Origin of the sequence: Lysobacter yangpyeongensis (assembly GCF_042655745.1) — a bacterium.
GTDB classification, from domain to species: domain Bacteria; phylum Pseudomonadota; class Gammaproteobacteria; order Xanthomonadales; family Xanthomonadaceae; genus Agrilutibacter; species Agrilutibacter yangpyeongensis.
Window position 1 is genome coordinate 1294252 of sequence record NZ_JBHSNM010000001.1, and the last position, 24224, is coordinate 1318475.

The following is a 24224-nucleotide window of genomic DNA, read 5'->3' on the forward strand; positions in this document are numbered from 1 at the left end:
GCACTGGAAGGAGAACTCGAATGGCGGCATCCCCGACCGCGGCGGACATGCTACCCGATGCCCTGCGCCTGACCCTTGAACGCGCCCAGGCACAGGTCAATTCGCTGGTGCTGGGCAAGGTGCAGGAAGTGCGGCTCGCCTTCGTGGCACTGCTGGCGGGCGGCCACCTCCTCATCGAGGACCTGCCGGGCCTGGGCAAGACGACGCTGGCGCGGGCGATGGCCACCACGCTCGGTCTCGACTTCCAGCGCGTGCAGTTCACTTCCGACCTCCTGCCGGCCGACGTGGTGGGCGTTTCCGTGTTCGATCCGCAGACGCGCGGCTTCCAGTTCCATCCGGGGCCGGTGTTCGCGCAGGTACTGCTCGCCGACGAAATCAACCGCGCACCGCCGCGCACGCAGAGTGCGTTGCTCGAGGCGATGGCCGAGCACCAGGTGACCGTCGACGGGACCACGCACGCGCTGCCCGATCCCTTCTTCGTCATCGCCACCCAGAATCCGGTGGACCTGGCAGGCACCTACCCGCTACCCGATTCGCAGCTCGACCGCTTCCTGCTGCGCCTGGCGCTGGGCTATCCCGGCGAAGCCGCGGAGCGCGACCTGCTTGCCGGTGTCGATCGCCGCGACCTGATCGCGCAGACCATGCCGCTGCTCGGCGCCGAGGACGTGATCGGCGCGAAGCGCGCGGTCCAGAACGTGCATGCGAGCGAAGCGCTGATCGCGTATGTGCAGGCGCTGCTCGCGCGCAGCCGCAAGCATCCCGGCGTGCGCGTGGGCCTGTCCCCGCGCGCGGGCCTTGCGCTGCTGCGCGCCGCGCGCGCCTATGCGCTGCTGCTGGGACGGTCGCATGTGCTTCCGGAGGACGTGCAGGCGTTGTTCGGCGCGGTCGCCGCGCACCGGCTGGTGGCCGATGCCGAAGCCGGCAGCGATGCATCGCTCGCGAAGGCCATCCTCCACTCGGTACCCGTGGACTGACCATCGGATCCGCCGCGATGCCCTGGCGCAGGTTTCGTGCATTTGCCGCCCGGCTGGCGCGCCCGCGCGCTCCCGAAGCCCTGCCGGTCACCATCGACGCCCGTCGCGTCTACGTATTGCCGACCCGGTTCGGCCTGTTCTATGTCGGCCTGATCGTCGGCATGGCGGGCGGCGCGCTGAACTACAACAACAATCCCGCGCTGCTGCTGTGTCTGCTGCTGGGCGGCGCCGGGCTCGCCAGCCTGATCGCCGCGCAGATGCAGCTCACCGGCATGAGCGTGACGGCGCTGGATGCCGAACCGGTGGCCGCCGGTCGTGCGATGCGAGTGCGCCTGCACGCGCAGGCCGACCCGTCGCGCGTGCGCCGCGGACTGCGCCTGGATGGCGAAGACACGACGCAAGCGTCGTTGCTGAACCTGGAACAGGGGCATGGCGAAGCCGAAATCTCCGTGCCCACGCACCGGCGCGGCTGGCTCGAAACGGACCGGCTGCGGTTGTACACCACGCGGCCGCTGGGACTGGCGCGCGCGTGGACCTACGTCTGGAGCAATGCGCCGCTGCTGGTGTATGCCGCGCCCGAGCAGGACGGCCCGCCGTTGCCGCTCGGTTCGGGCGAACAGGCACAGACCCGCCTGCATCCGGCGGGCGACGACGTGCATCACCTGCGCAGCTACCGCGCGGGCGATGCGCGACGTGCGATCGCGTGGAAACCGTCGGCGCGCCGCGACGTCCTGCTCGTCCGCGAATACGAGCAACCGCTGGGGGCCGACGTGATGCTGGACTGGCACCGCCTCGGAGATCTCGGCTACGAGCAGCGCATTTCCCGGCTCGCGCGCTGGGTCGATGAGGCCGAACGCGACGGTCGCCGCTACTGCCTGCGGCTGCCCGGTCATCCCGATATCGGGCCGGATCGCGGCCCCCTGCATCGCCACGCCTGCCAGCGTGCGCTGGCGCTGCTTCCGCAATCCGCAGTGGCAACGGGATGAGCGTCGTCGCTGATCCCCTGGCGCTCGACCGCAATGGTCGCCACTGGGCCTTGCTCGCCGCGGTCGGCTGCGTGGTGCCTCTGCTTCTGCAATTGCCGGCTTCGCTCGCGTGGCCGATCGCGGCGGCAGGCGCGGCGACGACCGCGCTGGCCTGGCGCAACCCGCTGCCTACCGCGATCCGCGTGGTGCTGACCTTGCTGGTGGTGATGGCGGTACTCGGCGTGTCCGGCATCCGCTTCGGTCGCGACACCGGCTGCGCGCTGCTGGCGGCGATGCTCGCGATCAAGCCCGCCGAAACGGCGCGCCTGCGCGATGCGCGCAGCCTGATCGGGTTTGCGTTGTTCGCGCCGTTCGCAACTTTCCTGCTCGATGAAGGCCCGTTGTCGCTGGTGCTCGGCCTCAGTGCCGCGACCGGCGCGCTCGCGGCGCTGCAACGGCTCGCCGATTTCGAGTCCGGCGACACCGGCTTCAACATGCCCTGGCAACACCGCGTGCGCAGCGTCCTGCACCTGCTGCTCATCGGCATGCCGCTGGCGCTGGTCACGTTCTGGCTGTTCCCGCGCCTGGCCTCGCCGATGTGGGGCGTGCCGGACCGCGCGCTCGCGCGACCCGGCCTGTCCGAAACGATGCGGCCGAGCGACTGGGTGGACATGATGGGCGACGACACGCCCACTCTGCGGGTGCGCTTTTTCGGCGCCACGCCCCGCCGCGACGAGATGTACTGGCGCCACCTCACGCTGTGGCAGTTCGACGGCGAGGAGTGGACCTCACCGCGCTGGATGCGCGATATGGCACCGCAAGAGCTGCCGGTATTCGGGCCTCGCTGGGACTACGAACTGGAAGTGGAGCCGACGGACCGCCGCCAGTTGCCCGCACTCGACCTGCCGGTACAGCCGCCCTCCGGCACCCGGTTGATCAGTGACTGGTCGCTGCGCACGACGGCGCCGCTCACCTCGCTGACGCGCTGGCGCCTGCAATCCGCCATGCCACTGCAGCAGAAGGGCGTGCTGGCCCCAGCCTTGCGCGCCGCGGCGCTGGAACTGCCCGCCGGATTCAATCCCAGGACGCTCGCACTCGCGCGACAGTGGCGACGCGAGGCAGGCAACGACGATGCCGCGATCGTGGATCGCGCCCTGCAGTGGATCCGGCACGATTTCGCCTACACGCTGGCAACGCCGCCGTGGGGGCGCAACGCCGTCGACGAATTCCTGTTCGATACCAGGGCCGGGTTTTGCCAGCACTTCAGTTCGTCCTTCGTCGTGCTCATGCGTGGCGCCGGCATTCCCGCGCGCGTGGTGACGGGCTATGCGGGCGGCTATCGCAATCCCATCGGCGGGTACTGGATCGTGCGCCGCTCCGATGCGCATGCATGGGCGGAAGTGTGGCTTCCGGCACGCGGCTGGGTGCGCGTCGACCCGACGGCGGCGGTCGCGCCCGAGCGCATCTACGACACCGTCGCCGACCGCCTGCCCGGCACCGGCAACCTGCTGGGCGACTTCGGCATGCCGCTGTGGAACGTGCGCGACTGGCTGCGTCGCAACTGGAACGACCTGGTGCTCGGCTTCGACGCCACCCGCCAGTCGCGGCTGTTCGAGCCCCTCGGCTTTGGAAAAGTCAGCGCCAGCCAGCTCGGCGTGGTTTTCGCCACGTGCGCCGCACTCGCTTTGCTGTGGATGGTGTGGCTGAGCGCGCGCGGGCGACGCGAACCGGACCCGGTGCTGCGTGCCTGGCACCGGTTGGGCCTGCGCTACCGCAGGCTCGGACTCGAGCGCGTACCGCACGAAGCGGCGGGCGATTGGGTGACGCGCGTTGCGGCAACGCGTCCGGACCTGGCTCCCGACCTGCAGGAACTCAGCCACCGTTTCGTCAATTGGCGCTACGCTGACCCCCGACCCGGGACGCGTGGTACCCGTGCCGCCTCGGAGCTGATCCGGGCACTGCGTCGCCATCGACCGAAGTTTCGAACCTGACCCGCGCACGGACGAACGGGAACCCCGCGACGGATCCGCCCAATGGAGGCAAGGAAAATGAAGGCCCGAATCGTAATCCCCGTCATCGCCGCGACCCTGCTCGCGGCGTGCGCATCGCAACCCCGCCCGCTGCAGGGCACGTTCACCGAGATCACGCCGCAACAGGCCGCCGCTTCGGAATCGACCGGCGCAACCGTGCGCTGGGGCGGGCGCATCGTCGAAGTCGAACCGCAGAGCAACCGCACCTGTTTCCAGATGATTTCCACCCGACTTTCGCAATACGGCCGTCCCTACTGGGCGACCGATGACGTCGGCGGCCGCTTCATCGCCTGCAAGACCGGCTTCTACGATCCGGCCCTGTTCGAGAAGAACCGCGAGGTCACCTTCACCGGCCGCATCGACGGATACGAAAGCCGCCGCATCGGCGAATACGACTATCGCTTCCCGCGCGTCGAAGCCGACGTGATCTACCTGTGGCCCGTGCGCGAACGCGTCGACGTGGTGACCCGCCCGGCGCCGTGGCCGTGGTGGGGCTGGTGGTAAGCGGCATCCGCACGCGAAAACGCCCGGTCCAGCCGGGCGTTTTGCTTTCGCACAAGGACGTCCGCCGATACGTCCGGCGCGCGCGCGTCACACCGGCGTGCCGAAGCGCCCCAGTTGCGCGCCGGCCAGCAGGTGCAGGTGCACCTGGAACACGGTCTGCCCGCCGTTGCCGTTGCAGTTCATGACGACGCGGTAACCGTCCTCGGCGAAGCCCTGCTCCTTGGCGTAGCTGGCCGCGGCGATGTGCAGGCGACCGATGATCTCCGCCTGCGAGGGCGCCACGTCGTTGAGGGTGGCGATGTCCACCTTGGGCACGAACAGCACGTGCACCGGCGCCTGCGGCGCGATGTCGCGGAACGCGATGAGGTGCTCGTCCTCGTACACGATCGTGGCCGGGATCTCGCGTCGGATGATCTTGTGGAAGATGGTGTCGGACATCGTCGTTCCCTCTGTGTTCAAGGCATTTCGCTGCGGCTGCCGAACGCATGCGACAGCGTGCCGCGATCCACGTATTCCAGTTCGCCGCCGAGCGGTACGCCGTGCGCGAGGCGGCTCGGTCGCACCTTGTGCTGGCGCGCCAGCTGGCCCAGGTAGTGCGCCGTGGCTTCGCCCTCCACGGTGGGATTGGTCGCGATGATGAGTTCCTGCACTTCGCCTTCGGCCAGGCGCGCGGCCAGCCGGTCCAGTCCGAGCTCGCGCGGACCGATGCCGTCCAACGGCGACAGCCGACCCTGCAGCACGAAGTACAGCCCGCGATAACCGGTCGCCTGCTCGATCGCCAGCCGGTCGGCGGGCGATTCCACTGCGCACAGCAGGTAGGCATCGCGTGACGCGCTCGCGCAGGTGGCGCAGATTTCGGTCTCGCTGAAATCGCGGCAGCGCGCGCAATGGCCGATGCGCTCGACCGCCGTCGCCAATGCATCCGCAAGGCGCCGGCCGCCGTCGCGATCGCGCTCCAGCACGTGGTAGGCCATGCGCTGCGCCGATTTCGGTCCGACGCCCGGCAACACACGCAGCGCTTCGATCAGTTGTTCGAGTAACGCGCTCACGCTGCGGCAGTGGTCAGAACGGCAGCTTCATTCCGGGCGGCAGCGGCATGCCGGCGGTGGCGGCCGACATCTTCGCCTGAGATTCGGCGTCGATCTTGTTGGACGCGTCGTTGAAGGCAGCCGCGATCAGGTCCTCGACCATTTCCTGGTCGGACAGCACGCTCGGATCGATACGCACCTTGCGGCACTCCTTGCGACCGGTCAGGGTCACCGTCACCATGCCGCCGCCGGCCGAGCCGGTGGCTTCGATCTTGGCGATTTCTTCCTGGGCGCGCTGCAGGTTTTCCTGCATGCGCTGGGCCTGCTGCATCATTTGGGCGATGTTGCCACGCATAGTCTTGCTCTCTGGGATAGGCGCCGCTCGCGAAGGCGACGCGGGGGTGGAAGCTAGTTCTCGTCGAACGGCCGGATCGAGTCCGGCACCAGTTTCGCGCCGTGCTGGGTGATGAGCCGCTGCACGTCGACATCGTTGAGGAAGGCGGCTTCGGCAGCGCTCTGCCGTTCGTCGCGCGCCCGCTCCTTGCGCTCGCGCAGCGACTCGCCTTCGGCCGGCGCGTTCTCGAAGCGGATCTGCGGCGCGCTGCCGAGGATGGGTTCCAGCGCATTGGCCATCATCGCGATCAACGCGCTGGACTTCAGGTGCTCATCCGTTGCCGGCAGCGCCAGGCGCAGGGTCGTGCCGTCGTAGCCGACGAAGATCGAATGCTCGGCGAGCAGCCGTGCCGGACCGCGCAGGGCGCTGCCCGCGACCAGTGCATGCCACGCACTCGCATCGGCGATGGCGGTTGACGCGCCCGCTGCAGAGTGCGCTTCCGGAGCGGCGGCGACGGGCGTGTTCTGAATGGCCACGGGCGCGCTCGCAATGGGCGTGGGGCGCGCAGCGGGCGCGGGCTCGGGCATCGCCGGCGGCGCACGCCGGGGTTCCGGAACCATGGCGTCGCGTTCCAATTCGGCACGCGCGGCGCTGGCGGCCGACAGGCTCGCCGGTGCCGTTGCCGACGCTGCGCGCGTGGGTGTTTCCGTGCGCGAAGCCACAGCCGGCGCACGCATGCCTTCGCCTTCCGCCGGACGGAACGCCAGCATGCGCAGCACGCTCATCTCGAAACCGGCGCGCGGGCTCGGGGCGTACTGCAGATCGCGGCGACCATTGAGCGCCATCTGGTACCAGAGCTGGACGACCTCGGGGCGCAGAGCGGATGCGAGCGCATCGATGTCGACGCCCTCGCCTTCCACCGGCGCTTCCGGCACCAGCTGCCGCACCTGCACACGATGCAGCGCGTCCGCCAGCGCATCGAGCACCCCGTTCCAGTCCGGCGAGAATTCCGCCAGCACGCCGACTTCGGCGAGCAGGCCTGCACCATCGCCGCGCGACAGCGCCTCCAGCAGCGCGCCGACGCGCGTGCGGTCCACGGTGCCCAGCATCGCGGCCACGGTCGCGTCTTCCAGCTTGCCGCCGGTATACGCGATGGCCTGGTCCAGTAGCGAAAGGCCGTCGCGCAGGCTGCCGTCCGCGGCCCGTGCGAGCAGACGGATCGCGCCCGGCTCCGCGGGAATGCCTTCGGCCTCGAGGATGCGCGTGATCTGCCCGGTGATCTGCTGTTCGTCCAGGCGCTTGAGATTGAACTGCAGGCAGCGCGACAGCACCGTCACCAGCAGCTTCTCCGGGTCGGTGGTCGCGAAGAGGAACTTCACGTGTTCCGGCGGCTCCTCGAGCGTCTTCAGCAGCGCGTTGAACGCCGCCTTCGACAGCATGTGCACTTCGTCGATCAGGTAGACCTTGTAGCGGCCGCGCGACGGCAGGTATTGCGCGTTCTCGATCAGCTCACGGACGTTGTCGACGCCGGTGTTGCTGGCCGCGTCGATTTCCAGCAGGTCGATGTAGCGGCCGGCATCGATCGCGCGACAGGTCTCGCATTCGCCGCAGGGATCGGCCGACGTGCCGCGCTCGCAGTTGAGCGACTTGGCGAAGATGCGCGCAATCGTGGTCTTGCCGACGCCGCGGGTACCGGTGAACAGGAAGGCGTGGTGCACGCGCCCTGAGTCCAGCGCATTGGTGAGCGCACGGACCACGTGCTCCTGCCCGACCAGTTCGGCGAAACGCTTGGGACGCCACTTCCGGGCGAGGACGAGATAGGACATGCCGCCATTCTGCCGTGGCGCGAAAAACTTTGCCCGCCCGGCGGCCGGAGCACGCCGCCGCGCGCATGGGCTTGGCCGCCGGCATCCGCTAGCTTGTCCGGTTCCCGCCCAAAAGCTAGAATCCACGCCCCTGAAGTCGGCCGGACGCCGCATTCAGGCCTGCGGTACCAGGTGCGGAGAGGTGTCCGAGTGGTTGAAGGAGCACGCCTGGAAAGTGTGTAAGCGTCTAAACCGCGCTTCGGGGGTTCGAATCCCCCTCTCTCCGCCAGCCGCAGCGTCGCAAATCGCGTGCAACGCGCGAACCGCAATACCAGCAAGTCTCCATGGTGGCCCCGTCGGCCCCTCGCGACGCTAGGTCGAAAACCCCGCCAGGGCCGGAAGGCAGCAACGGTATCGATCGACGCGGGCGCCGAGGCCAGCCGGCGGGGTCATCGCCATTTCATGCTCCGCATGAAATCCCAAAGTTTGCTGACGCAAACTTTGGGCCCCGGCTATGCGCCCCCAATCCCCGCCCCTGTCGGGGCGCCCCCTTACTAAGGGGGCTTTGCTCCTGAAGGTTCCGGGCACGCCTGACGGCAGTTTGATCGCGGTCGATTGCGCGAAGGCCTTTTGTTGCCTCCTGTGCCGGTCAGCCATCACCGCTCGTCCGGCGATTTGAAGCAGGCCGCAGTTCCCGCGGATTTCGCTTGCGAATCCCCGGCCGACGTCCCACAGTCGGGCGGGATTGCCGGTCATGGGGGACCGGCTTACGCAAGGAGCGCCACATGGGATTGTTTGGCAACTGGTTCAAGGGAAAACCGCAGCCGCAAGACACGCGACCCGCCGCAAGCACGCTGGAATACGTGAAGCCACCGGAGCGGTCGATCCGCTACGACCCGGGCCTGGTCGCAAGCCTGAAGGACGATCACTCCGAACTGGTGGCCATGTACGGCCAACTGGGGCAGGACGTGCGCGACGGCCATTACCAGCGCATCCCGAACGGGCTGCTGGCCTTCAAGACCCGCCTGGAAGCGCACCTGCTCATCGAAAACGTGCGCTTCTACGTCTACCTCGAGCAGGCGCTGACCCACGACAGCGAGAACATGGCGATCATCCGCGACTTCCGCCGCGAAATGAACGGCATTGCGCGGGGCGTCGTCGAGTTCGTGCGCCGCTACCAGCAGACGCGCGTGACGGCCGCCAACGCCGGCGACTTCATGCGCGAATACGACGAAGTCGGGAAGCTGCTGGTGATGCGGATCGAGCGCGAGGAAGGGAATCTGTATCCGCTGTACGCACCGTAGGCGAACCACGCTCCGGCGGAAGCATGCGAGGCGGGCGAAAGCCCGCTTCGCTTTTGCGGCTTACGGCTGCGGATGCAGCCAGCCGGCGTCGCCTTCCAGGTATTGCTCGTGCTTCCAGATCGGCACGCGCTGCTTCACTTCGTCGATGATGTAGCGGCACGCGGCGAATGCCGCGTCGCGATGGGCGGCGCTGACACCGACCCAGACCGCCAGCTCGCCGATGGCCAGGTCGCCCACGCGATGCACGCAGCGCGCGTCGATGAGCGCGAACTTCTGCAGCGCCTCGGCAATGATCTTCTCGCCCTCGCTTTCGGCCAGTGCCGCATAGGCCTCGTAACGCAGGCCGCGCACGACGCGATCGGCGTTGTGGTTGCGCACCCAGCCTTCGAAGCTGGCGTAACCGCCGACGCGATCGTCCAGCAGGCCGGCACGCAGCACGGCCGTATCGACAGGTGTTTCCGACAGGGAAAAGCGCCTGGTCATGTCAGCCACCGCTCACCGGCGGGATGAAGGCGACTTCGCTCCCGTCGCGCGGGGCATCGTCCCAGCGCGAGAATTCGCCATCCACCGCCACGCGCAGCTGGCGCGCCGGAAACGGCAGCGCATGACGCGCCTGCACTTCGGCATAGAGCCCGCGCAGATCCGCCGCGTCCGTTTCCACCGGTTCCGCGGCGCGGCCCGCGGCGTCGCGCAGCGACGCGAAATACAGCACGGTGATCCTCGTACCCATCATGCGGCTCCGAAGTCGCTGCGACCGCCGCGCTTGGACAGCAGCCTGGCCGGACCGATGACGATGCGATGCGACAGCGCCTTGCACATGTCGTAGACGGTGAGCGCGGCAACGCTCGCGCCGGTCAACGCTTCCATCTCCACGCCGGTGCGATGCGTGGTCCTGACGGCGCATTCGATGCGCAGGTCGCGCTCGCCGTTCCACTCGATGCCGATGCGGCAGCCGTCGATCGGCAGCGGGTGGCAGAACGGGATCAGCTCGTGCGTGCGCTTCACGGCCATGGTGCCGGCGATGATCGCGGTCTCGACGATGCCGCCCTTCGCACTCCGCAGGCCGTTTGCGCGCAGCTGCGTGGCCACTTCGCCGGGAAAACGCACCTGGCACGTCGCAACCGCTTCGCGTGCCGTCGCCGGTTTGGCGGAAACGTCGACCATGGCCGGCCGGCCGGCGGGATCGATATGCGTCAACTGCTTGCGGACGGGCTTTTTCACGTGCGGATTCTGCATCGATTGCCAGTGGGGCGGAATCGCGGACGTCAGCCGCCGACCAGATACATCTCGACATGCCGGCGCGGCGCCGTGGCACTGCCACGCAGCTCGCTGTAGCGATCGCCGCGACGCGACCAGTGCGCGGCCAGCAGCGATGCGAGCGCTGCGTCGCCTTCCGCCAGGATCGGCCGCAGGTCGCGTCCTTCGGCGGCGAACAGGCAAGTGTAGAGGCGGCCATCGGCCGACACGCGCGCGCGATGGCAGTCGCCGCAGAACGGCTCGCTGACGGAACTGACGAAGCCGACTTCGCCCTGCCCGTCGACGAAGCCGTAACGCGATGCGACCTCGCCGCGATAGTTGGCTTCGAGCGGCCGCAACGGCCAGCGCGCGTGGATGCGGTCGCGCAGTTCGGCGGACGGCACCACGCGTTCGCGCTGCCAGCCGTTGCAGGTGCCCACGTCCATGAATTCGATGAAGCGCAGGACATGGCCGTGCGCGCGGGCGAATTCCACCAGCGGCAGCACTTCCTGCTCGTTGACGCCGCGCTCCACCACGCAGTTGAGCTTGATCGGGGCAAAGCCGGCAGCCCTGGCGGCCTCGATGCCGGACAGCACGTCCGCCACCCTGCCCCGTCCTCCGGACAGCGCATGGAACAGCGCCGGATCCAGTGCATCCAGGCTGACGGTGATCCGGTGCAGACCGGCCTCGCGCAACGCGGACGCCTGCGCGGCGAGCAGGGAACCGTTGGTGGTGAGCGCGATGTCCTCCAGGCCGGCGATGCGTGCCAGACGGGCGATGAGTTCCGGGAGCTGCTTGCGCAGCAAGGGCTCGCCACCGGTCAGCCGCAGCTTGGTCACGCCGGCGCGCACGAAGCCGCGCACCAGCGTCTCGATCTCGTCGAACGACAGGCGCTGCGCCGAACCGAAGCCGTGGTCGTCGGGCACGCGATCGGCGGGCATGCAGTACGGGCAGCGGAAGTTGCAGGCTTCGATCACCGACAGGCGCAGGTCGCGCAGCGGTCTGCCCAGCCGATCACGGACATCGGTCGGCACTCCCCGCGCCGCTTCGAACATGGCACTCATGGCTGCGCCCGCGCTGCCGTCGGTTCGGCCAGTGCCAGCACGTCGCCGGGCTTCGCCACGCGGTAGCCGCGCGCGGTCAGCGCATCGCCTTCCTCGCGGCTCGCGTAGTGGTAGAGCACGCATCGCGACAGCAATTCGGCCGGGTATTCGCGTTCGAGGTCCTCGATCCCGCTGTGCGACGGATTGCCGTGCAGGGCGCAGTCGTGGGCGACGAGTTCGCCGTCGCCGGCGTGCTTCGCCAGTTGCTCGGGAATCGGCCGCGTATCGCCGGTCCACACCACGCTGCCCTGCAACCGCAGACCGAACGCCGTCTCGGGCCAATGGTGGCGCGTCGGGAAGACATCCAGGCGCACGCCGTCGTGCCAGAAAGCGGCGCCGACCGGGATCACGCGGAACGCGTCCCAGAAATTCGCTCCGCCTTCCGCCAGCGGATTCGGATAGTCGCCCACGCGCTGATGCAGCAGCGGCACGAGCGCGGCCGGCACGTACAGCCGCACCGAGCCGCGCCGTTCCGCATCGAAATAACTCGATACGAACAGACGCTCGAATCCAGCGACATGGTCCAGGTGCGTGTGGGTGATGAACAGCGCGGAAGGCGCCTGGCCATACTGATCGAGATAGTGGGTCAGGCCTTCGTTGCCGCAATCGATCGTCAGCCACGGCCTGCCGTCGCGTTCGATGGTGGCCATCGCGGATCCCAGTTGGACCGCCGATGCGTTGCCCACGCCCTGCAGTCGCAGCGCCCAGCTCATCAGGTGCCTCGTGCCCAGACGCGGTCGTATGCCGCGCGCAAACGGGCGAAATCCCGTTCCACGTCTTCGATGGGGCGATTTCCGCGCACTTTCAACAGCGAGCGCTTCAGCCGCGCCAGATTGCCCTCGCGCCAGCCGGTGGCGGGGATGCGTTGTTCGCCGCGATCCAGGTCGATCACCCAGCCCCGGCCGGTGGGATCGAACAGGAGGTTGTGGGCATTGAGGTCGGCGTGGTCGAGGCCCGCACGATGGATGCGCGCGATCAACCGGCCCGCTTCTTCCCAGGGTGCGCCGTCGCCGGCAACCGCCGCGCGATCGGCCAGGGTGCGCACGTCGTCGATGCGCTCGATGAGGATGGCCGCGCTGTAGAAATAGCCTTCGCGCCGGTAATACGCGGCGATGGGCCTGGGTACCGGCACGCCCTTGGCGGCCATTTCACGCGTGAGGCGGAATTCGGCAAAGCTGCGCGTGCGGTTGGCGCCGCGCCACCAGTAGTGATCCCGGCTGAAACTCGCCGCGAGGCCGCCGCGCAGGTAGCGACGCAGCACGCAGGCGCCGAAGGGCGCATCGACGTACCACGCACCGCCACGTCCGCCGCTGGCGACGGGCCGCGCGTGTTCGCCCCAGGAAGCAGGCGAGAACCATTCGGCCTTGGCTTGTCGCACGCGCGTGTTGTCGAACAGAATCGCGCCGTACCCGCGTTCGTCGCGGAACGGCATCAATCCTTCGGCAGCGTCATAGCCGGTCATCCAGCGAGTCTAGCAAGACCCATGCCGCAAACACCCCTGTCGATCTGCCTGCTGCGGCTGTCCGCACTGGGCGATGTGACCCACGTCGTACCTCTGGTGAGGACTCTGCAGGAGGCCTGGCCCGACGTGGCGTTGACGTGGGTGATCGGCCGGGGCGAGCACCGCCTGCTGGAGGGCCTGCCCGGCGTCGCATTCGTCGAATACGACAAGAAGAGCGGCTTTGCCGGGATGCGTGCGCTGCGCGCACAACTGCTCGAACGCGTGGACGGCGGACGGTTCGATGCGCTGCTGCAGCTGCAGGTGGCCGCGCGCGCGAACCTGCTGTCGGCCTTCGTTCCCGCAACGCGGCGGATCGGCTACGACCGCTCGCGCTCGAAGGATCTGCACGGTCTCTTCGTCAACGAACGTATCCCCGACCGGCCGGGGATCCACGTCCTCGATGCGATCGGAAGCTTCTGCGAGCCGCTCGGCCTGAAGCAGACGCAGGTGCGCTGGGACCTGCCCGTGCCGGATGCCGCACGCGAATGGGCGGATGCGCAATGGATCGAAGACGGGCGCCCGACGCTGCTGATTTCGCCGTGTTCCAGCCATGCCCTGCGCAACTGGCGCGCCGACCGCTATGCGGCCGTCGCCGACCATGCCGCGGCGCGCGGCTGGCGCATCGTGCTGTGCGGAGGCCGCAGCCAGCTCGAGCGCGACACCACCAATGCCATCCTCGGCGCGATGAAGGCGCCCGCGCTGGACCTCGTCGGCAAGGACACGCTCAAGCAATTGCCTGCGCTGCTGGAACGCGCGGACCTGGTGATGACGCCCGACTCCGGCCCCATGCACATCGCCAACGCCATGGGCGTCAAGGTGCTGGGCCTGCATGCGGCCAGCAATCCGGCGCGCAGCGGCCCCTATTCGGATCGCCGCTATTGCGCGGACCGTTACGACGACGCGGCGCGCAAGTACCTGGGGAAGCCGGCGGCGGAACTGCGATGGGGCACCAAGATCGAGCACGAGAGCGTCATGGACCTGGTGACCGTGGACGATGCCATCGCGGCATTCGAACGCTACGTCGCCGATCATTCGGAATGAGGGCATCGCAGTGAATCTGGAAACCCTGCTCGACAAGGACGCCATCGCGGACGTCGTCCACCAGCTGTTCGTGGCCACCGACCAGCGCGACTGGGACGCCGTGCGCGCGGCACTGGCACCGCGCCTGCGCGTGGACATGAGCTCGCTGACCGGCATCGCGCCGTCGGACATCGACGGCACCGAACTGGCGACGATGTGGGAGACCGGCCTTCGCCCGATCCAGGCCGTGCATCACCAGATCGGCAACCTGCGCATCGCGGTCGACGGCGATTCGGCGCAGGCCTTCTGCTACGGCACCGCGACGCATTACCGACCGACCGCGAGCGGCGATGACGTGCGCAGCTTCGTGGGCAGCTACGACCTGCAACTGCAGCGCATGGACGGCGCGTGGTGCATCGTCCTGTTCCGCTTCAACCTGAAATACGTCGACGGCAACCTGCAGCTGGAAACGGACGGCTGACCGTTACGGCGTGGCGCCGGTCCGGTAGTCCTGATAGGACTTTTCCTCGACGTAGGCCGAGCCCAGGGCGAGGTTGATGTCCTTCTTGATGCGCGCGCGCTCGTCGTTCTCGAAGTAGACGCTGCGCGCCAGGCGGATGAATTCGGCATCGAATTCCTGCGCCTTCTCCTTGATGCGGATGTCGTCCTCGATCACCCACAGGCGTTCGTTGACGGCCTTGAGCGCGGCACGCAGCTCGACGATGTCCTTGCCGGCGGCGGGGTGCGCCATCCACGTCTTCTCCAGCGCCGACAGTTCATTGCGGACATTGGCCAGCTTGGCCTCGTCGCTCATGCGTTCCGACTTGATCTGCAGGATGGCGATCTTGTCGAGCAGTTCGCCGAAGGAGACGGGGACGAGGATTTCGGACATGACGGAGCCGCTTTGGGGGCCGGGTCCGCCGCGGCCGGGATGGCCGGGCAATTGCCGGCCCGTGGAAGGGCGACAGTGTAGTGCCCTGCCCGGCAACTTGCTCCCGGGTGGCCCGGCCACGTATGATTCGCGGCCCACTTCCGGAGAGGTGGCAGAGCGGTTGAATGTACCTGACTCGAAATCAGGCGTGCGTTTATAGCGCACCGAGGGTTCGAATCCCTCCCTCTCCGCCAGATGCAAAGCAGAACGCCCCTGACCGGGGCGTTCTGCTTTTCTGCGGTTCCGCAACGCGACGGCGTCGCTTGCCATCCCGGCCGGTCGGCATCGATTATCCCGTTCACCCTGCCGAAAGCCCCCTTCCCGCCCGCGGTATCCTCCCAGATGATCGAATTCGGACACCTGACGCACGTCGGACTGCGTCGGGAACTCAACGAGGACACGTACTACGGGGACAGCGAGCTCGGGCTCTGGCTGGTCGCCGACGGCATGGGCGGCCATGAATACGGCGAAGTCGCCAGCGCCCTGGCCCGCGAAACCATCGTCCGCGAGATCCGCGACGGCACTCCGCTGGCGACGGCGATCCGCATCGCCGACGAGGAGATCATCCGCATCTCCCGCCGCCGCAACGATGCCCTGCCGATGGGCACGACCGTGGTCGCCGCGCGCGTCAACGGCAACCGCTTCGAAGTGGCCTGGGTCGGCGACAGCCGCGTTTACCTGTGGCGCGACAACCAACTGGTCCAGCTGTCCCAGGACCACAGTTACGTGCAGGAACTGATCGCCAACGGCGCGATCACCCATGAGCAGGCGCGCAGCCACCCGCACCGCAACGTGGTGACGCAGGCGCTGGGGGTGACCGACCCGCGCAATCTCAACGTCGAGACCATGACCGGAGAATTGCGCCCCGGCATGCAGCTGCTGCTGTGCAGCGACGGCCTGACCGAGGAAGTAGACGACCGCAACATCGCCCGGGTGCTGTCGCACAACGACTGCAGCGCGCAGGAGTGCGTCGACGAGCTGGTCGCGGCCGCGCTCGACGGCGGCGGTTCGGACAACGTCACGGTCGTGCTGGTCCGCAACCACTGAGCGGACCGCGGGTCCGGCGCGGAACTTACGCCGGCAGTGCTTCCAGGGGAGCCGCGACTGCGGCTTCCGCCTCCGTCCATGCATCCCACAGGGCCTTGCCGGCCTTCTTGCGCAGCTGGGCCAGTCGCGCTTCGTGGGCTTCCCACTCGTCGCTGGCGACCGTGACGCGCGGCCGCGGCGCCTGCAGGTCGACTTCGAACGTGACCGCCGACGCATCCGCCGCCTCGACGCCGGCTTCGAAGCCGATTTCGCCCTGCCCCGAGGTCAGCCCGATGTAGACCTCGGCCAGCAGCTGGGCGTCGAGCAGTGCGCCGTGCAACTGACGGTGCGTGTTGTCGACGCCGAAGCGCCGGCAGAGCGCATCGAGTGAGTTGCGCTGCCCCGGAAACCGCTGGCGGGCCAGCAGCAGGGTGTCTTCGATGCTGCAGCGATCGGCGATCGTGCCGTAATGCGGCCCCAGCCGGCTCAGCTCGTGGTCGAGGAAGCCGACGTCGAACGCCGCGTTGTGGATCACCAGTTCGGCGCCGTCGATGAAGGCGAGGAACTCGTCGGCGATCGCCGCGAACAGCGGCTTGTCGGCGAGGAATTCCAGGGTCAGTCCGGTGACTTCCTGCGCCCCGGCCTCGAATTCGCGTTCCGGATTGAGGTAGCAGTGGAAGGTGCGGCCGGTGGGACGACGCTCCACCATCTCGACGCAGCCGATTTCCACCACGCGGTTGCCGCTCGCCCAGCTCAGGCCGGTGGTTTCGGTATCGAGGATGATCTGGCGCATGCGGAATCCGGTACGGGGCGGGAGAAGCTTACGGCCTTCGGGCGGCCGCGGCATCGGCAATGGTCAGGACACCGCCGCGACCTGCTTGAAGCGCACCGCCTCGTTGCGCGCCAGCGTGTCGACGCGTTCGTTGTCGGGATCGCCCGAATGGCCCTTGACCCACCGCCAGTCGATGCGGTGCCGTTGCGCGGCGGCGTGCAGGCGTTCCCACAGTTCCCGGTTCTTGACCGGATCGCCGCCGGCAGTCTTCCAGCCGCGCCGGATCCAGCCGGGCATCCATTCGGTAATGCCCTGGCGGACGTACTGCGAGTCGGTGAAGAGGATCACCTCGCAAGCTTCGGTCAGCGCTTCGAGTCCCGAAATCGCCGCCATCAGTTCCATCCGGTTGTTGGTCGTGGCCGCTTCGCCGCCGACCAGTTCGCGTTCGTGGCGGCCATAGCGCAACAGCGCGGCCCAGCCGCCGGGTCCGGGATTGCCGAGGCAGGCGCCATCGGTGTGGACCTCGACCGCCTTTCGTTTTGCTTGTGTCATCCGCGGATTATCGCCTGTCGAGGGCCGCGGCCTGGCGTCGCAGTTGCTCTTCGCGCAGCGCCTCGAAACGCCAGGACACGCGCGAGTGCGCCGCGCCCTGCAGGCGGAAGCTGTGCTTGCGCGCGGGCGGCACCAGCGCATGCACGCGTTTGTTGACGCTCAGGACGATGCCGGCGCGCAGCCAGTCGTTCATGCCGACGCCCACGTCGCCCTGGTCCATGCGCCAGCGCGGCCCCAGCCATTGCAGGTTCACCGAATCGAGGGCGAAGCCGGCCCGCCGCAACGACGCCTGCCACGCACCGGTGACATGCGCATGCAGCCCGGTCCGCAGCCAGCGCGCGCGGTACGGACTCCACGGATTCAGCGCCGCCAGCCACAGCGTGCCGCCGGGGGCGAGGATGCGTTCGCATTCGCCCAGCAGCGCATTTCGATCGGCGCCGTCGTCGAGCGCGTGCTGGAGCAGGACGGCACCGAAACTCTCGTTCGCCAGCGGCAACGGCAGACCGCAGCGGACGGCGCCGCCGAACTGCAGGTTCGCGATGCGCCCGCCCTCGCGTCGCAGGAGCACTCCGCGCCCGCCCGAACCGGCGGGCGGCACCGTGCCGGGCACCCCGAGCCAGCACCAGGGCAAGGCCGGGATCCCGGCCAGCACACGCGAGATGGCCGCGGTTTCGACCGCGAGCAGGCCCTGGCCGGGCACGCTCGCGAACCAGGCCAGCGGCCCTTCGGATTGACGGCTGACGGTGGCCGGGGACATGGTCGGATTGTGCGGGATCGCCGCCGCGAATGGAGAACGCCCGTCATGCGCCTGCACCCGCTGCCCGCCTTCGCCGACAACTACATCTGGACGCTGGCGGACGAAAGCGGTGCGGCCCTGATCGTGGATCCTGGCGACGCGGCCCCGGTCTTCGACGCCGCCCGCGACGGACTGCGGCCGGCCGCGGTGCTGCTCACCCACCACCATCCCGACCACATCGGCGGCGTGCGAGATCTGTTGCGAAAATGGCCGCAATTGCCGGTCATCGGCCCGCAAGACGAGCGCATTCCCTACCAGACGGACGTCGTCGCCGAGGGCGACACGGTGGCCGTCGCGGGCTGGCGGTTCGAAGTGCTGGAGATCCCCGGACACACCCTCAGCCATGTGGCCTTCCACGGCCACGGCCTGCTGTTCTGCGGCGACACCCTGTTCAGCCTGGGCTGCGGGCGGCTGTTCGAGGGCAGCCCGGCGCAGATGCGGGCGTCCCTCACAAAACTGGCCGCGTTACCCCCGGAAACCCGGGTCTGTTGCGGACATGAGTACACCGTTAACAACGGCCGCTTCGCCTGCGTGGTAGAACCCGGCAACCCGGCGCTGCGGCGTCGCATCGAGGAGGCCCGGACCATGCGCGAACGCGGACTGCCGACCCTGCCCAGCACGCTCGCCGACGAGCTCGCCGCCAACCCCTTCCTCCGTGTGGACGCACCAGAGGTCCGGTGCAGCCTGCGCGAGCGGCTCGGCCGCGAACCGGCCGATGCCGTGGAAGCGTTCGCCGAACTTCGGCGCTGGAAAGACGGGTTCAGCTCATGAGCGCGCGGCGGGCGGGCCTCGCCCTGATCGCGTGGCTGGCGTGCGCGCTGCCGGCCGGCGCCGCCGAACCGGGTCCGGAAGCCGTACTGGCGCCGGCCAACACCCGAAACGGACAGGAGATCTACCGGCAGTTCCGCGAAGGCCTCGCCGACCCCGCGTGCAAAGCCGATGCGAGCGCGCGCTGGCAGGCGCACTTCGCTCATGCGCCTACCCGGCTGGTGTCGCGCGACGAGGACGTGCTGCCGTTGTTCGGCTACGTGGTGGACGCGGTGCGGGCCGCCGGCCTGCCGACCGAGTTCGCCCTGATCCCCTTCGTCGAGAGCGGCTACCGGCCGGCGGCGCGCAGCGCCCAGGGTCCGACCGGTCTCTGGCAGATGATCGCGATCACGGCGCGCAACCATAAGGTGCCGATGCGGGCGGGTTACGACGGCCGCCTCTCGCCCATCGATTCGACGACCGCGGCGGTGCGTTATCTCAAGACGCTGTACGGCATGTTCGCCGGCGACTGGCGGCTGGCGGTGATGGCCTACAACGCGGGCGAATACCGGGTGCTGGGTGCGTTGCGGCGCGCGGGCCAGACCGCCCGCGCTGCCCGGCCGGAAGCTCTTCCCGGCCTGTCGCCCATCACCCACGCCTACGTCCGCAAACTCCATGCACTGTCGTGCTTGCTGGAACGGGCGGACGACCGCGAGGAATGGCTGCGCGCACTGGACCGGCCGGTACCACTGCTCGCCGCCGTGGCGATCCCCCAAGACATCACCGACCTGGCGACCTGGGCCCGCCGCAACGGACAGGATCCGGCCCGGGTTCAGCGCCTCAATCCGGTCTTCGTCCATGGCCGCATCTCGCGCGCGAATGGTAAGCCGGCGCGGTTGCTGGCAGCCCTGCCCGCGCCGCCTTCGCCGGCCGCTGGTGCGCTGGATGACGGCGTCGTGGCATCCGTCGCCACACTCGAAACACCTGCGCCTGCTACCGGCAGCGCGCCGGATTCACCGCCCGCTCCCGAAATGCCCGTCGCAATCGCCGAAGGTCGCAGGCACACCGTCGTTCGCGGCGACAACCCCACGAAGATCGCGGCGCGCTACGGGGTGCGGGTCAGGGACTTGCTCGAACGCAACGGCCTGCGGGCGGACAGCGTGCTGCGACCGGGCAAGGTGCTGTTGATCGATGCCGTCGCGGCGCCGGGTGAAGTGCCGGCCGCCGCGGCCGCCACGCCCTGAGGCCACGCGGGAGCCCGGCCACGCATCGCGGGCGGGCTCCGTGCGTCCGCTACACTAGAGCCTTTGCTCGGCCGCGCATGCGGCCATCGAAGAGGACGAGTCATGGGTTTCCTGCAAGGCAAGCGCGCACTGATCACCGGCATCGCCAGCGACCGCTCCATCGCCAGCGGCATCGCCGAAGCCATGCATCGCGAAGGCGCGCAACTCGCGTTCACCTACCAGACCGAGAAGCTCAAGTCGCGCGTGGAAAAGGCCGCCGAGGAATTCGGCAGCAACATCGTCATCCCGCTCGACGTCGCCAGCGACGAACAGATCGCCGCCTGCTTCGACGAGCTCGGCAAGCACTGGACCGACGGCTTCGACATCCTCGTCCATGCGATCGCCTATGCACCGCGCGAAGCCATCGCAGGCCAGTTCCTCGACGGCCTCACGCGGGAGAACTTCGCGATCGCCCACGACATCTCCGCTTACTCGCTGGCCGCGATGGCCAAGGCGGCGCGTCCGCAGATGCAGGGTCGCAATGGCTCCATCCTCACGCTGAGCTATCTCGGCGCCGAACGCGCACTGGCGGGCTACAACGTGATGGGCGTGGCCAAGGCGAGTCTGGAGGCGACCGTGCGCTACCTCGCCTACAACCTCGGCCCGGAAGGCACCCGCGTCAACGCGATCTCGGCCGGTCCGATCAAGACACTCGCGGCCGCCGGCATCGCCGGTTTCCGCAAGATCCTCGGCCACGTCGAGGAGAACGCGCCGCTGCGCCGCACGGTGACCATCGAGCAGGTCGGCAACGTTGCGGCGTTCCTCTGCTCCGACCTCGCTTCCGGCGTGACCGGCGAAGTCACCTATGTCGACTCCGGCTACAACATCCTGGGCATGACCGGCCTCGATACGGCCGAGTGATGCCTGCAACGGGGCCTGCGGCGCGCAGGCCCCGCGATGACGCCGCAGCGAAGATCGAATTCACACGCCGCTACGGCGGCGGCAACGTGCCCTGATCGGCGATCGACAGCCACTTGTTGCCCTCGTGGGCATAGGTGACGCTCGTCAGGGCGTGCTGGCGAAAACCGAGCCGGGGTATCTCGTACACGGTGTCATACAGGATGACCGCGGAACGACACCCGTCCACCACGCGGTAAAGCTCGGTCCAGCTCCATACGGCTTCCCGATTGGCGAAATGCGATGCCATCGTCTGTTCGATGGCATCGAGGCCGATGCGCTTCGCGCCGCTGGCGAACACGGTCACGGCACGCGGGTCGTGCCCCGCCAGCCAGGTTTCCTCGTCGAAATCGCGGAAGGATTCCATGTCCATCCGCTGCGCCGTCTCGAACTGCCGGGCGCATCCGGCCGCATCTTCGGCGAACGCGGATGGCGCAGCCGCCACGGACAGGATCGCAAGCAGCCATCGCAGTCCTCGGATCGAATGCGCGTTCATCGTGTTGCTCCTGTGGCGCGGGACCATTCCCATCACGACGATAGGCCGCGCGTTGTGCGGATCACGGGCCACTCGCTGACGCGGACGGCAGTCCAATTCGCGGCGCGTGATCGACAAAAGCAAAGGCCCGGCATTCGCCGGGCCTTTCATGCATGTCACAGGAGCGCGCGAGCGGTCGCTCAGAGATTCCGCTCGACGATCTTGACCTTCATTCCCTTCCGCAACGACGTGACCAGGGTCTTCAGTTCCTCATCGGCGGCAATATTCGCCAGCTGATCGCGCATGCGGTCGCGCTGCGCCTGGGGCATGCTCGCGAGATCACCCGGCGTCACCTTGTCCACCGTGAACAGCGCGACCGTGCCACCCGGCATGGTCGCCTTGCCCGGGCTGCTCTTGCCCGCGGCCGGTACCGGCGCGGCGAAGATGGCATCGGATACCTCCGGGCTGGGCACCGGCATCCCGCGCTGCACGCCCGGAAGCACGTTCGGCGGGGGCAGGTTCCTGGAGGCGGCCACCTGCGCCAGCGTTTCGCCCGCACGCAGTCGCGCCAGCAATGCATCCGCGTCCTTCTCGGCCGCAGCCTGCGTGCGTTGCGCATGCACGGCCGCAATCACCTGGTCGCGCACGGTGGCCAGCGGCAGCGCGCGTTCCGGCGTATGCGCCGTCACGCGCAACAGGACGCTGTGGTTGGGACCGATCTCGATCGGATCACTGACCGTGCCGTCCTGGATGCGTGCCTCGTCGAAGGCCTGGCGCTTCACCGCCGCGGTGGCGAGGATGCCTTCGTTCGCGTTGCGCGCCACTGGACCCAGGGTCCGGACGGGCAGCTTCAATTCGCTCGCAGCGGCCTGCAGCGACGCGGGGTTCTTGAGGATCGCGTCGACGAGCTTTCCGCTCAGGTCGTTGAAGGCGCGCTCGCGCGCCGCCTCGCTTTCCTCACGCAGGAGCTTTTCCCTCACGGCAGCGAAATCCTGCTGCTGCGCGCTCTTCACTTCGCGGAGCTGGATGATGTGCCAGCCGAATTCCGTCTTCACCGGTTCGCTGATCTCGCCGGGCTTCAGCGCGAACAGCACCTTGTCGAACTCGGGAACCATCACGCCCTTCGTGTTCCAGCCGAGGTCGCCGCCGGCGGCCTTGGAACCCGGGTCGTCGCTGTTGGCGCGTGCGAGCGCGGCGAAATCGGCACCCGGCGCCTTGGCCTGGGCATAGATCTGCCGGGCCTTGGCTTCGGCCGCCTTTTTGGTCGCCGCATCGGCGTCGGCGGCAACCTGGATCAGGATGTGCGACGCGAGTCGCTGCTCCTGCTGTACGAACTGCTTCTTCTCCTGCTCGAAACGGGCCATCAGGGCCGCTTCGTCCGGCGGAGGAACATCCAGATCAGCCGCGTTGATCTCGACATACTCGAGCGACACGGTCTCTGGCGCGCGGTAGGCGGACGCGTGCGTGTCGTACCACTTCTTGATCTCGGCCTCGCTGACCGGCGCGGTATCGGCGGCCGGGGGCGGCAGCATCACCACGCTGGCGTCGCGGGTCTCGTACATCAGCTTGAGCAGGCGATCCGTTTCGGCGGGCGTGTAGAAGCTGCTCTCGCCGATTGCGACGTTGATCAACGAACCCTCGAGTCCCTGGCGAACCAGCGCTTCGAACTGCTTCTCCGTCTGCTGCGGCACCTGCGACGACAGGGCGAGGCGATAGCGCTCATAGTTGAACTTGCCGTCGACCTGGAACGCCGGGATATCCATGATCTCCTTGCGCACCATCGCATCGCTCACGCTGACGCCGGCCGCGCGCGCGGAAAGCTTCTGCACGCGCTGATTGACCAGCTGGTCGAGGATGCGGAGCTTGGTCTCGGCGCTTTCGAAACCCTTCGCGTCGAACGCATCGCCCTGCTGGGCGCGCTGCTGCTGACGCGCGCGCTCGAACGCCATGCGGAATTCATCGCGTGTCACTTCCTCGTGTTCCCAGAGCGCCGACAACGGCCACCAGGACGGCGCGGACGGCCACCAGGACGGCGGTGCGTCGATGCGGGCGGCATAGTCCTCCGTGCGCTGGACCTCGTACTGGCTGATACCGAACGGCACCAGCAACAGTGCGAGGAAACCCAGGATCACCGTGGCGATCCAGCCAGAAGTCTTTTCGCGGATGGCTTGCAACATGGGGAGCGGTCTTGTGACGACGTAGCCGCGCAGTGTAGGGCGGGTCTCGACCCGCCGTCGAGCCTTCGACCGGCGCAAAAAAGAAACGCCCGCATCGCTGCGGGCGTTTCGAAAAAGTGGCGGAGTGGACGGGACTCGAACCCGCGACCTCCGGCGTGACAGGCCAGCATTCTAACCGACTGAACTACCACTCCGCGCTGAGCCGAAAATAATACAGATCGGAATCCACATGTGCAACACCCGATCCGGATTTTTCGAACTGGTGGGTGCTGAGGGTTTCGAACCCCCGACCCTCTCCTTGTAAGGGAGACGCTCTACCGCTGAGCTAAGCACCCGGGGGCGCGAATCATAGCGCAGGCCGACATGATCCGCCCGACGGATTTTCCGGGAAGCGCTTCGTCGGGGGACGCGCGCAAACAAAAAGCCCGGCTTCCGCCGGGCTCTTGGACCACGCATGGTGCGTGGGTCAGTTGACCGCATCCTTCAGCGCCTTGCCGGCCTTGAACGACGGGTTCTTCGACTTGGCGATCTTGATGGTTTCGCCGGTCTTCGGGTTGCGACCTTCGCGCGCGGCGCGCTCGCGCACCTGGAACGTACCGAAGCCCACCAGGGTAACGGCATCGCCCTTCTTCAGCGCCTTGGTGATCACGCTGATGGCGGCATCGACCGCCTTGGCGGCGTCGGCCTTGGAAAGTTCGGCAGCGTCGGCGACGGCGTTTACAAATTCGCCCTTGTTCATTCGTATGGACTCCATGTGCGGCAGA

28 protein-coding genes, 4 tRNA genes and 1 other RNA gene are annotated in these 24224 nt (G+C 68.1%); 14 read left to right on the forward strand and 19 right to left on the reverse strand.

Features of this window, described 5'->3' with window-relative positions; genetic code table 11:
- Positions 1-20 precede the first annotated feature (20 nt).
- The 4 genes from ACFPN1_RS05495 to ACFPN1_RS05510 are packed head-to-tail and all read left to right on the forward strand — an operon-like array spanning position 21 to position 4473.
- Entirely contained in the window at positions 21-974 is a 954-nt protein-coding gene (locus ACFPN1_RS05495) for an AAA family ATPase (protein ID WP_386753643.1), read from the forward strand.
- A gap of 17 nt (positions 975-991) precedes the next feature.
- The gene (locus ACFPN1_RS05500) at positions 992-1960 is read left to right on the forward strand and encodes a DUF58 domain-containing protein (RefSeq protein ID WP_386753645.1); all 969 of its coding nucleotides are present in this window, start codon (positions 992-994) and stop codon (positions 1958-1960) included.
- Positions 1957-3930 carry a transglutaminase TgpA family protein gene (locus ACFPN1_RS05505; RefSeq protein ID WP_386753647.1) on the forward strand — a complete coding sequence of 658 codons (1974 nt, stop codon included), beginning with the start codon at positions 1957-1959 and terminating at the stop codon, positions 3928-3930. The genes ACFPN1_RS05500 and ACFPN1_RS05505 overlap by 4 nt, the downstream gene beginning before the upstream one ends.
- 57 nt (positions 3931-3987) lie before the next feature.
- Complete coding sequence (locus ACFPN1_RS05510) at positions 3988-4473, forward strand: Slp family lipoprotein (protein ID WP_386753649.1); 486 nt, start codon at positions 3988-3990, stop codon at positions 4471-4473.
- Between the two features lie 87 nt (positions 4474-4560).
- On the opposite strand, the gene ACFPN1_RS05515 is transcribed toward ACFPN1_RS05510, so the two are convergent.
- From ACFPN1_RS05515 to dnaX, 4 genes are read right to left on the reverse strand one after another with little or no spacing between them, the layout of a single operon-like run.
- A complete protein-coding gene (locus tag ACFPN1_RS05515; protein WP_386753650.1) occupies positions 4561-4911 on the reverse strand; it encodes a histidine triad nucleotide-binding protein in 351 nt (116 codons plus the stop codon).
- A gap of 17 nt (positions 4912-4928) precedes the next feature.
- Positions 4929-5522, reverse strand: coding sequence for a recombination mediator RecR (gene recR, locus ACFPN1_RS05520; RefSeq protein ID WP_386753651.1), 594 nt, complete (start codon positions 5520-5522; stop codon positions 4929-4931).
- A gap of 13 nt (positions 5523-5535) precedes the next feature.
- Positions 5536-5856, reverse strand: a complete 321-nt coding sequence (locus ACFPN1_RS05525; RefSeq protein WP_386753652.1) for a YbaB/EbfC family nucleoid-associated protein — start codon at positions 5854-5856, stop codon at positions 5536-5538.
- Positions 5857-5909: 53 nt separating this feature from the next.
- The gene (gene dnaX, locus ACFPN1_RS05530) at positions 5910-7661 is read right to left on the reverse strand and encodes a DNA polymerase III subunit gamma/tau (RefSeq protein WP_386753654.1); all 1752 of its coding nucleotides are present in this window, start codon (positions 7659-7661) and stop codon (positions 5910-5912) included.
- A 175-nt stretch (positions 7662-7836) separates the two neighbouring features.
- Between dnaX and ACFPN1_RS05535 the strand changes: the two genes are divergently transcribed.
- The 3 genes from ACFPN1_RS05535 (at position 7837) to ACFPN1_RS05545 (ending at position 8944) form a co-directional block, all read left to right on the forward strand.
- Positions 7837-7929, forward strand: a tRNA-Ser gene (locus ACFPN1_RS05535).
- Positions 7930-7993: 64 nt separating this feature from the next.
- An RNA gene (gene ffs, locus ACFPN1_RS05540) (signal recognition particle sRNA small type) lies at positions 7994-8090 on the forward strand.
- 335 nt (positions 8091-8425) lie between these two features.
- Positions 8426-8944: a hemerythrin domain-containing protein gene (locus ACFPN1_RS05545; protein WP_386753656.1), complete on the forward strand. Its 519-nt coding sequence runs from the start codon at positions 8426-8428 to the stop codon at positions 8942-8944.
- Positions 8945-9004: 60 nt separating this feature from the next.
- Here ACFPN1_RS05545 and ACFPN1_RS05550 read toward each other — a convergent pair whose 3' ends face one another.
- From ACFPN1_RS05550 to ACFPN1_RS05575, 6 genes are read right to left on the reverse strand one after another with little or no spacing between them, the layout of a single operon-like run.
- Entirely contained in the window at positions 9005-9427 is a 423-nt protein-coding gene (locus ACFPN1_RS05550) for a molybdenum cofactor biosynthesis protein MoaE (protein WP_386753658.1), read from the reverse strand.
- A gap of 1 nt (position 9428) precedes the next feature.
- A complete protein-coding gene (locus tag ACFPN1_RS05555; RefSeq protein ID WP_386753660.1) occupies positions 9429-9674 on the reverse strand; it encodes a MoaD/ThiS family protein in 246 nt (81 codons plus the stop codon).
- The gene (gene moaC, locus ACFPN1_RS05560) at positions 9674-10165 is read right to left on the reverse strand and encodes a cyclic pyranopterin monophosphate synthase MoaC (RefSeq protein WP_386753662.1); all 492 of its coding nucleotides are present in this window, start codon (positions 10163-10165) and stop codon (positions 9674-9676) included. The genes ACFPN1_RS05555 and moaC overlap by 1 nt, the downstream gene beginning before the upstream one ends.
- Positions 10166-10209: 44 nt before the next feature.
- The gene (gene moaA / locus ACFPN1_RS05565; RefSeq protein ID WP_386754052.1) at positions 10210-11235 is read right to left on the reverse strand and encodes a GTP 3',8-cyclase MoaA; all 1026 of its coding nucleotides are present in this window, start codon (positions 11233-11235) and stop codon (positions 10210-10212) included.
- 5 nt (positions 11236-11240) lie between these two features.
- A complete protein-coding gene (locus tag ACFPN1_RS05570; protein ID WP_386753663.1) occupies positions 11241-11996 on the reverse strand; it encodes an MBL fold metallo-hydrolase in 756 nt (251 codons plus the stop codon).
- Entirely contained in the window at positions 11996-12745 is a 750-nt protein-coding gene (locus tag ACFPN1_RS05575) for a 3-deoxy-D-manno-octulosonic acid kinase (RefSeq protein WP_386753665.1), read from the reverse strand. The genes ACFPN1_RS05570 and ACFPN1_RS05575 overlap by 1 nt, the downstream gene beginning before the upstream one ends.
- A 21-nt stretch (positions 12746-12766) precedes the next feature.
- On the opposite strand from ACFPN1_RS05575, the gene ACFPN1_RS05580 reads away from it, so the two are divergent.
- Together ACFPN1_RS05580 and ACFPN1_RS05585 are read left to right on the forward strand one after the other, a co-directional pair.
- On the forward strand, positions 12767-13825 hold the full coding sequence (locus tag ACFPN1_RS05580; protein WP_386753667.1) for a glycosyltransferase family 9 protein: 1059 nt from the start codon (positions 12767-12769) through the stop codon (positions 13823-13825).
- Between the two features lie 10 nt (positions 13826-13835).
- The gene (locus ACFPN1_RS05585) at positions 13836-14285 is read left to right on the forward strand and encodes a nuclear transport factor 2 family protein (RefSeq protein ID WP_386753669.1); all 450 of its coding nucleotides are present in this window, start codon (positions 13836-13838) and stop codon (positions 14283-14285) included.
- A gap of 3 nt (positions 14286-14288) precedes the next feature.
- Here the strand turns inward: ACFPN1_RS05585 and ACFPN1_RS05590 are convergent, their stop codons facing one another.
- Positions 14289-14696, reverse strand: a complete 408-nt coding sequence (locus tag ACFPN1_RS05590) for a DUF6165 family protein (protein WP_386753671.1) — start codon at positions 14694-14696, stop codon at positions 14289-14291.
- Positions 14697-14838: 142 nt separating this feature from the next.
- Here ACFPN1_RS05590 and ACFPN1_RS05595 point away from each other — a divergent pair.
- Together ACFPN1_RS05595 and ACFPN1_RS05600 are read left to right on the forward strand one after the other, a co-directional pair.
- Positions 14839-14929 (forward strand) — tRNA-Ser (locus ACFPN1_RS05595).
- 148 nt (positions 14930-15077) lie between these two features.
- Positions 15078-15782, forward strand: coding sequence for a PP2C family protein-serine/threonine phosphatase (locus ACFPN1_RS05600; protein WP_386753672.1), 705 nt, complete (start codon positions 15078-15080; stop codon positions 15780-15782).
- Between the two features lie 25 nt (positions 15783-15807).
- On the opposite strand, the gene dnaQ is transcribed toward ACFPN1_RS05600, so the two are convergent.
- The 3 genes from dnaQ to ACFPN1_RS05615 all read right to left on the reverse strand — a co-directional run bounded on the left by dnaQ (position 15808) and on the right by ACFPN1_RS05615 (position 17842).
- Positions 15808-16554, reverse strand: a complete 747-nt coding sequence (gene dnaQ, locus ACFPN1_RS05605; RefSeq protein ID WP_386753674.1) for a DNA polymerase III subunit epsilon — start codon at positions 16552-16554, stop codon at positions 15808-15810.
- A gap of 63 nt (positions 16555-16617) precedes the next feature.
- Positions 16618-17085: a ribonuclease HI gene (gene rnhA, locus ACFPN1_RS05610; protein WP_386753676.1), complete on the reverse strand. Its 468-nt coding sequence runs from the start codon at positions 17083-17085 to the stop codon at positions 16618-16620.
- 7 nt (positions 17086-17092) lie between these two features.
- Positions 17093-17842 (reverse strand): methyltransferase domain-containing protein, encoded by a 750-nt coding sequence (locus tag ACFPN1_RS05615; RefSeq protein WP_386753678.1) that lies wholly within the window; start codon positions 17840-17842, stop codon positions 17093-17095.
- Between the two features lie 45 nt (positions 17843-17887).
- Between ACFPN1_RS05615 and gloB the strand changes: the two genes are divergently transcribed.
- The 3 genes from gloB to ACFPN1_RS05630 all read left to right on the forward strand — a co-directional run bounded on the left by gloB (position 17888) and on the right by ACFPN1_RS05630 (position 20772).
- Entirely contained in the window at positions 17888-18652 is a 765-nt protein-coding gene (gene gloB, locus ACFPN1_RS05620; RefSeq protein ID WP_386753680.1) for a hydroxyacylglutathione hydrolase, read from the forward strand.
- Positions 18649-19872 carry a lytic transglycosylase domain-containing protein gene (locus ACFPN1_RS05625; RefSeq protein ID WP_386753682.1) on the forward strand — a complete coding sequence of 408 codons (1224 nt, stop codon included), beginning with the start codon at positions 18649-18651 and terminating at the stop codon, positions 19870-19872. The genes gloB and ACFPN1_RS05625 overlap by 4 nt, the downstream gene beginning before the upstream one ends.
- Before the next feature lie 102 nt (positions 19873-19974).
- On the forward strand, positions 19975-20772 hold the full coding sequence (locus ACFPN1_RS05630; protein ID WP_386753684.1) for an enoyl-ACP reductase FabI: 798 nt from the start codon (positions 19975-19977) through the stop codon (positions 20770-20772).
- A gap of 70 nt (positions 20773-20842) precedes the next feature.
- Here the strand turns inward: ACFPN1_RS05630 and ACFPN1_RS05635 are convergent, their stop codons facing one another.
- The 5 genes from ACFPN1_RS05635 to ACFPN1_RS05655 form a co-directional block, all read right to left on the reverse strand.
- A complete protein-coding gene (locus ACFPN1_RS05635; protein ID WP_386753685.1) occupies positions 20843-21454 on the reverse strand; it encodes a hypothetical protein in 612 nt (203 codons plus the stop codon).
- Between the two features lie 29 nt (positions 21455-21483).
- Positions 21484-23460 carry a SurA N-terminal domain-containing protein gene (locus ACFPN1_RS05640; protein ID WP_386753687.1) on the reverse strand — a complete coding sequence of 659 codons (1977 nt, stop codon included), beginning with the start codon at positions 23458-23460 and terminating at the stop codon, positions 21484-21486.
- Positions 23461-23577: 117 nt separating this feature from the next.
- Positions 23578-23654, reverse strand: a tRNA-Asp gene (locus ACFPN1_RS05645).
- Between the two features lie 66 nt (positions 23655-23720).
- Positions 23721-23795, reverse strand: a tRNA-Val gene (locus tag ACFPN1_RS05650).
- Between the two features lie 131 nt (positions 23796-23926).
- A complete protein-coding gene (locus tag ACFPN1_RS05655) occupies positions 23927-24199 on the reverse strand; it encodes an HU family DNA-binding protein (protein ID WP_386753689.1) in 273 nt (90 codons plus the stop codon).
- Positions 24200-24224 lie beyond the last annotated feature (25 nt).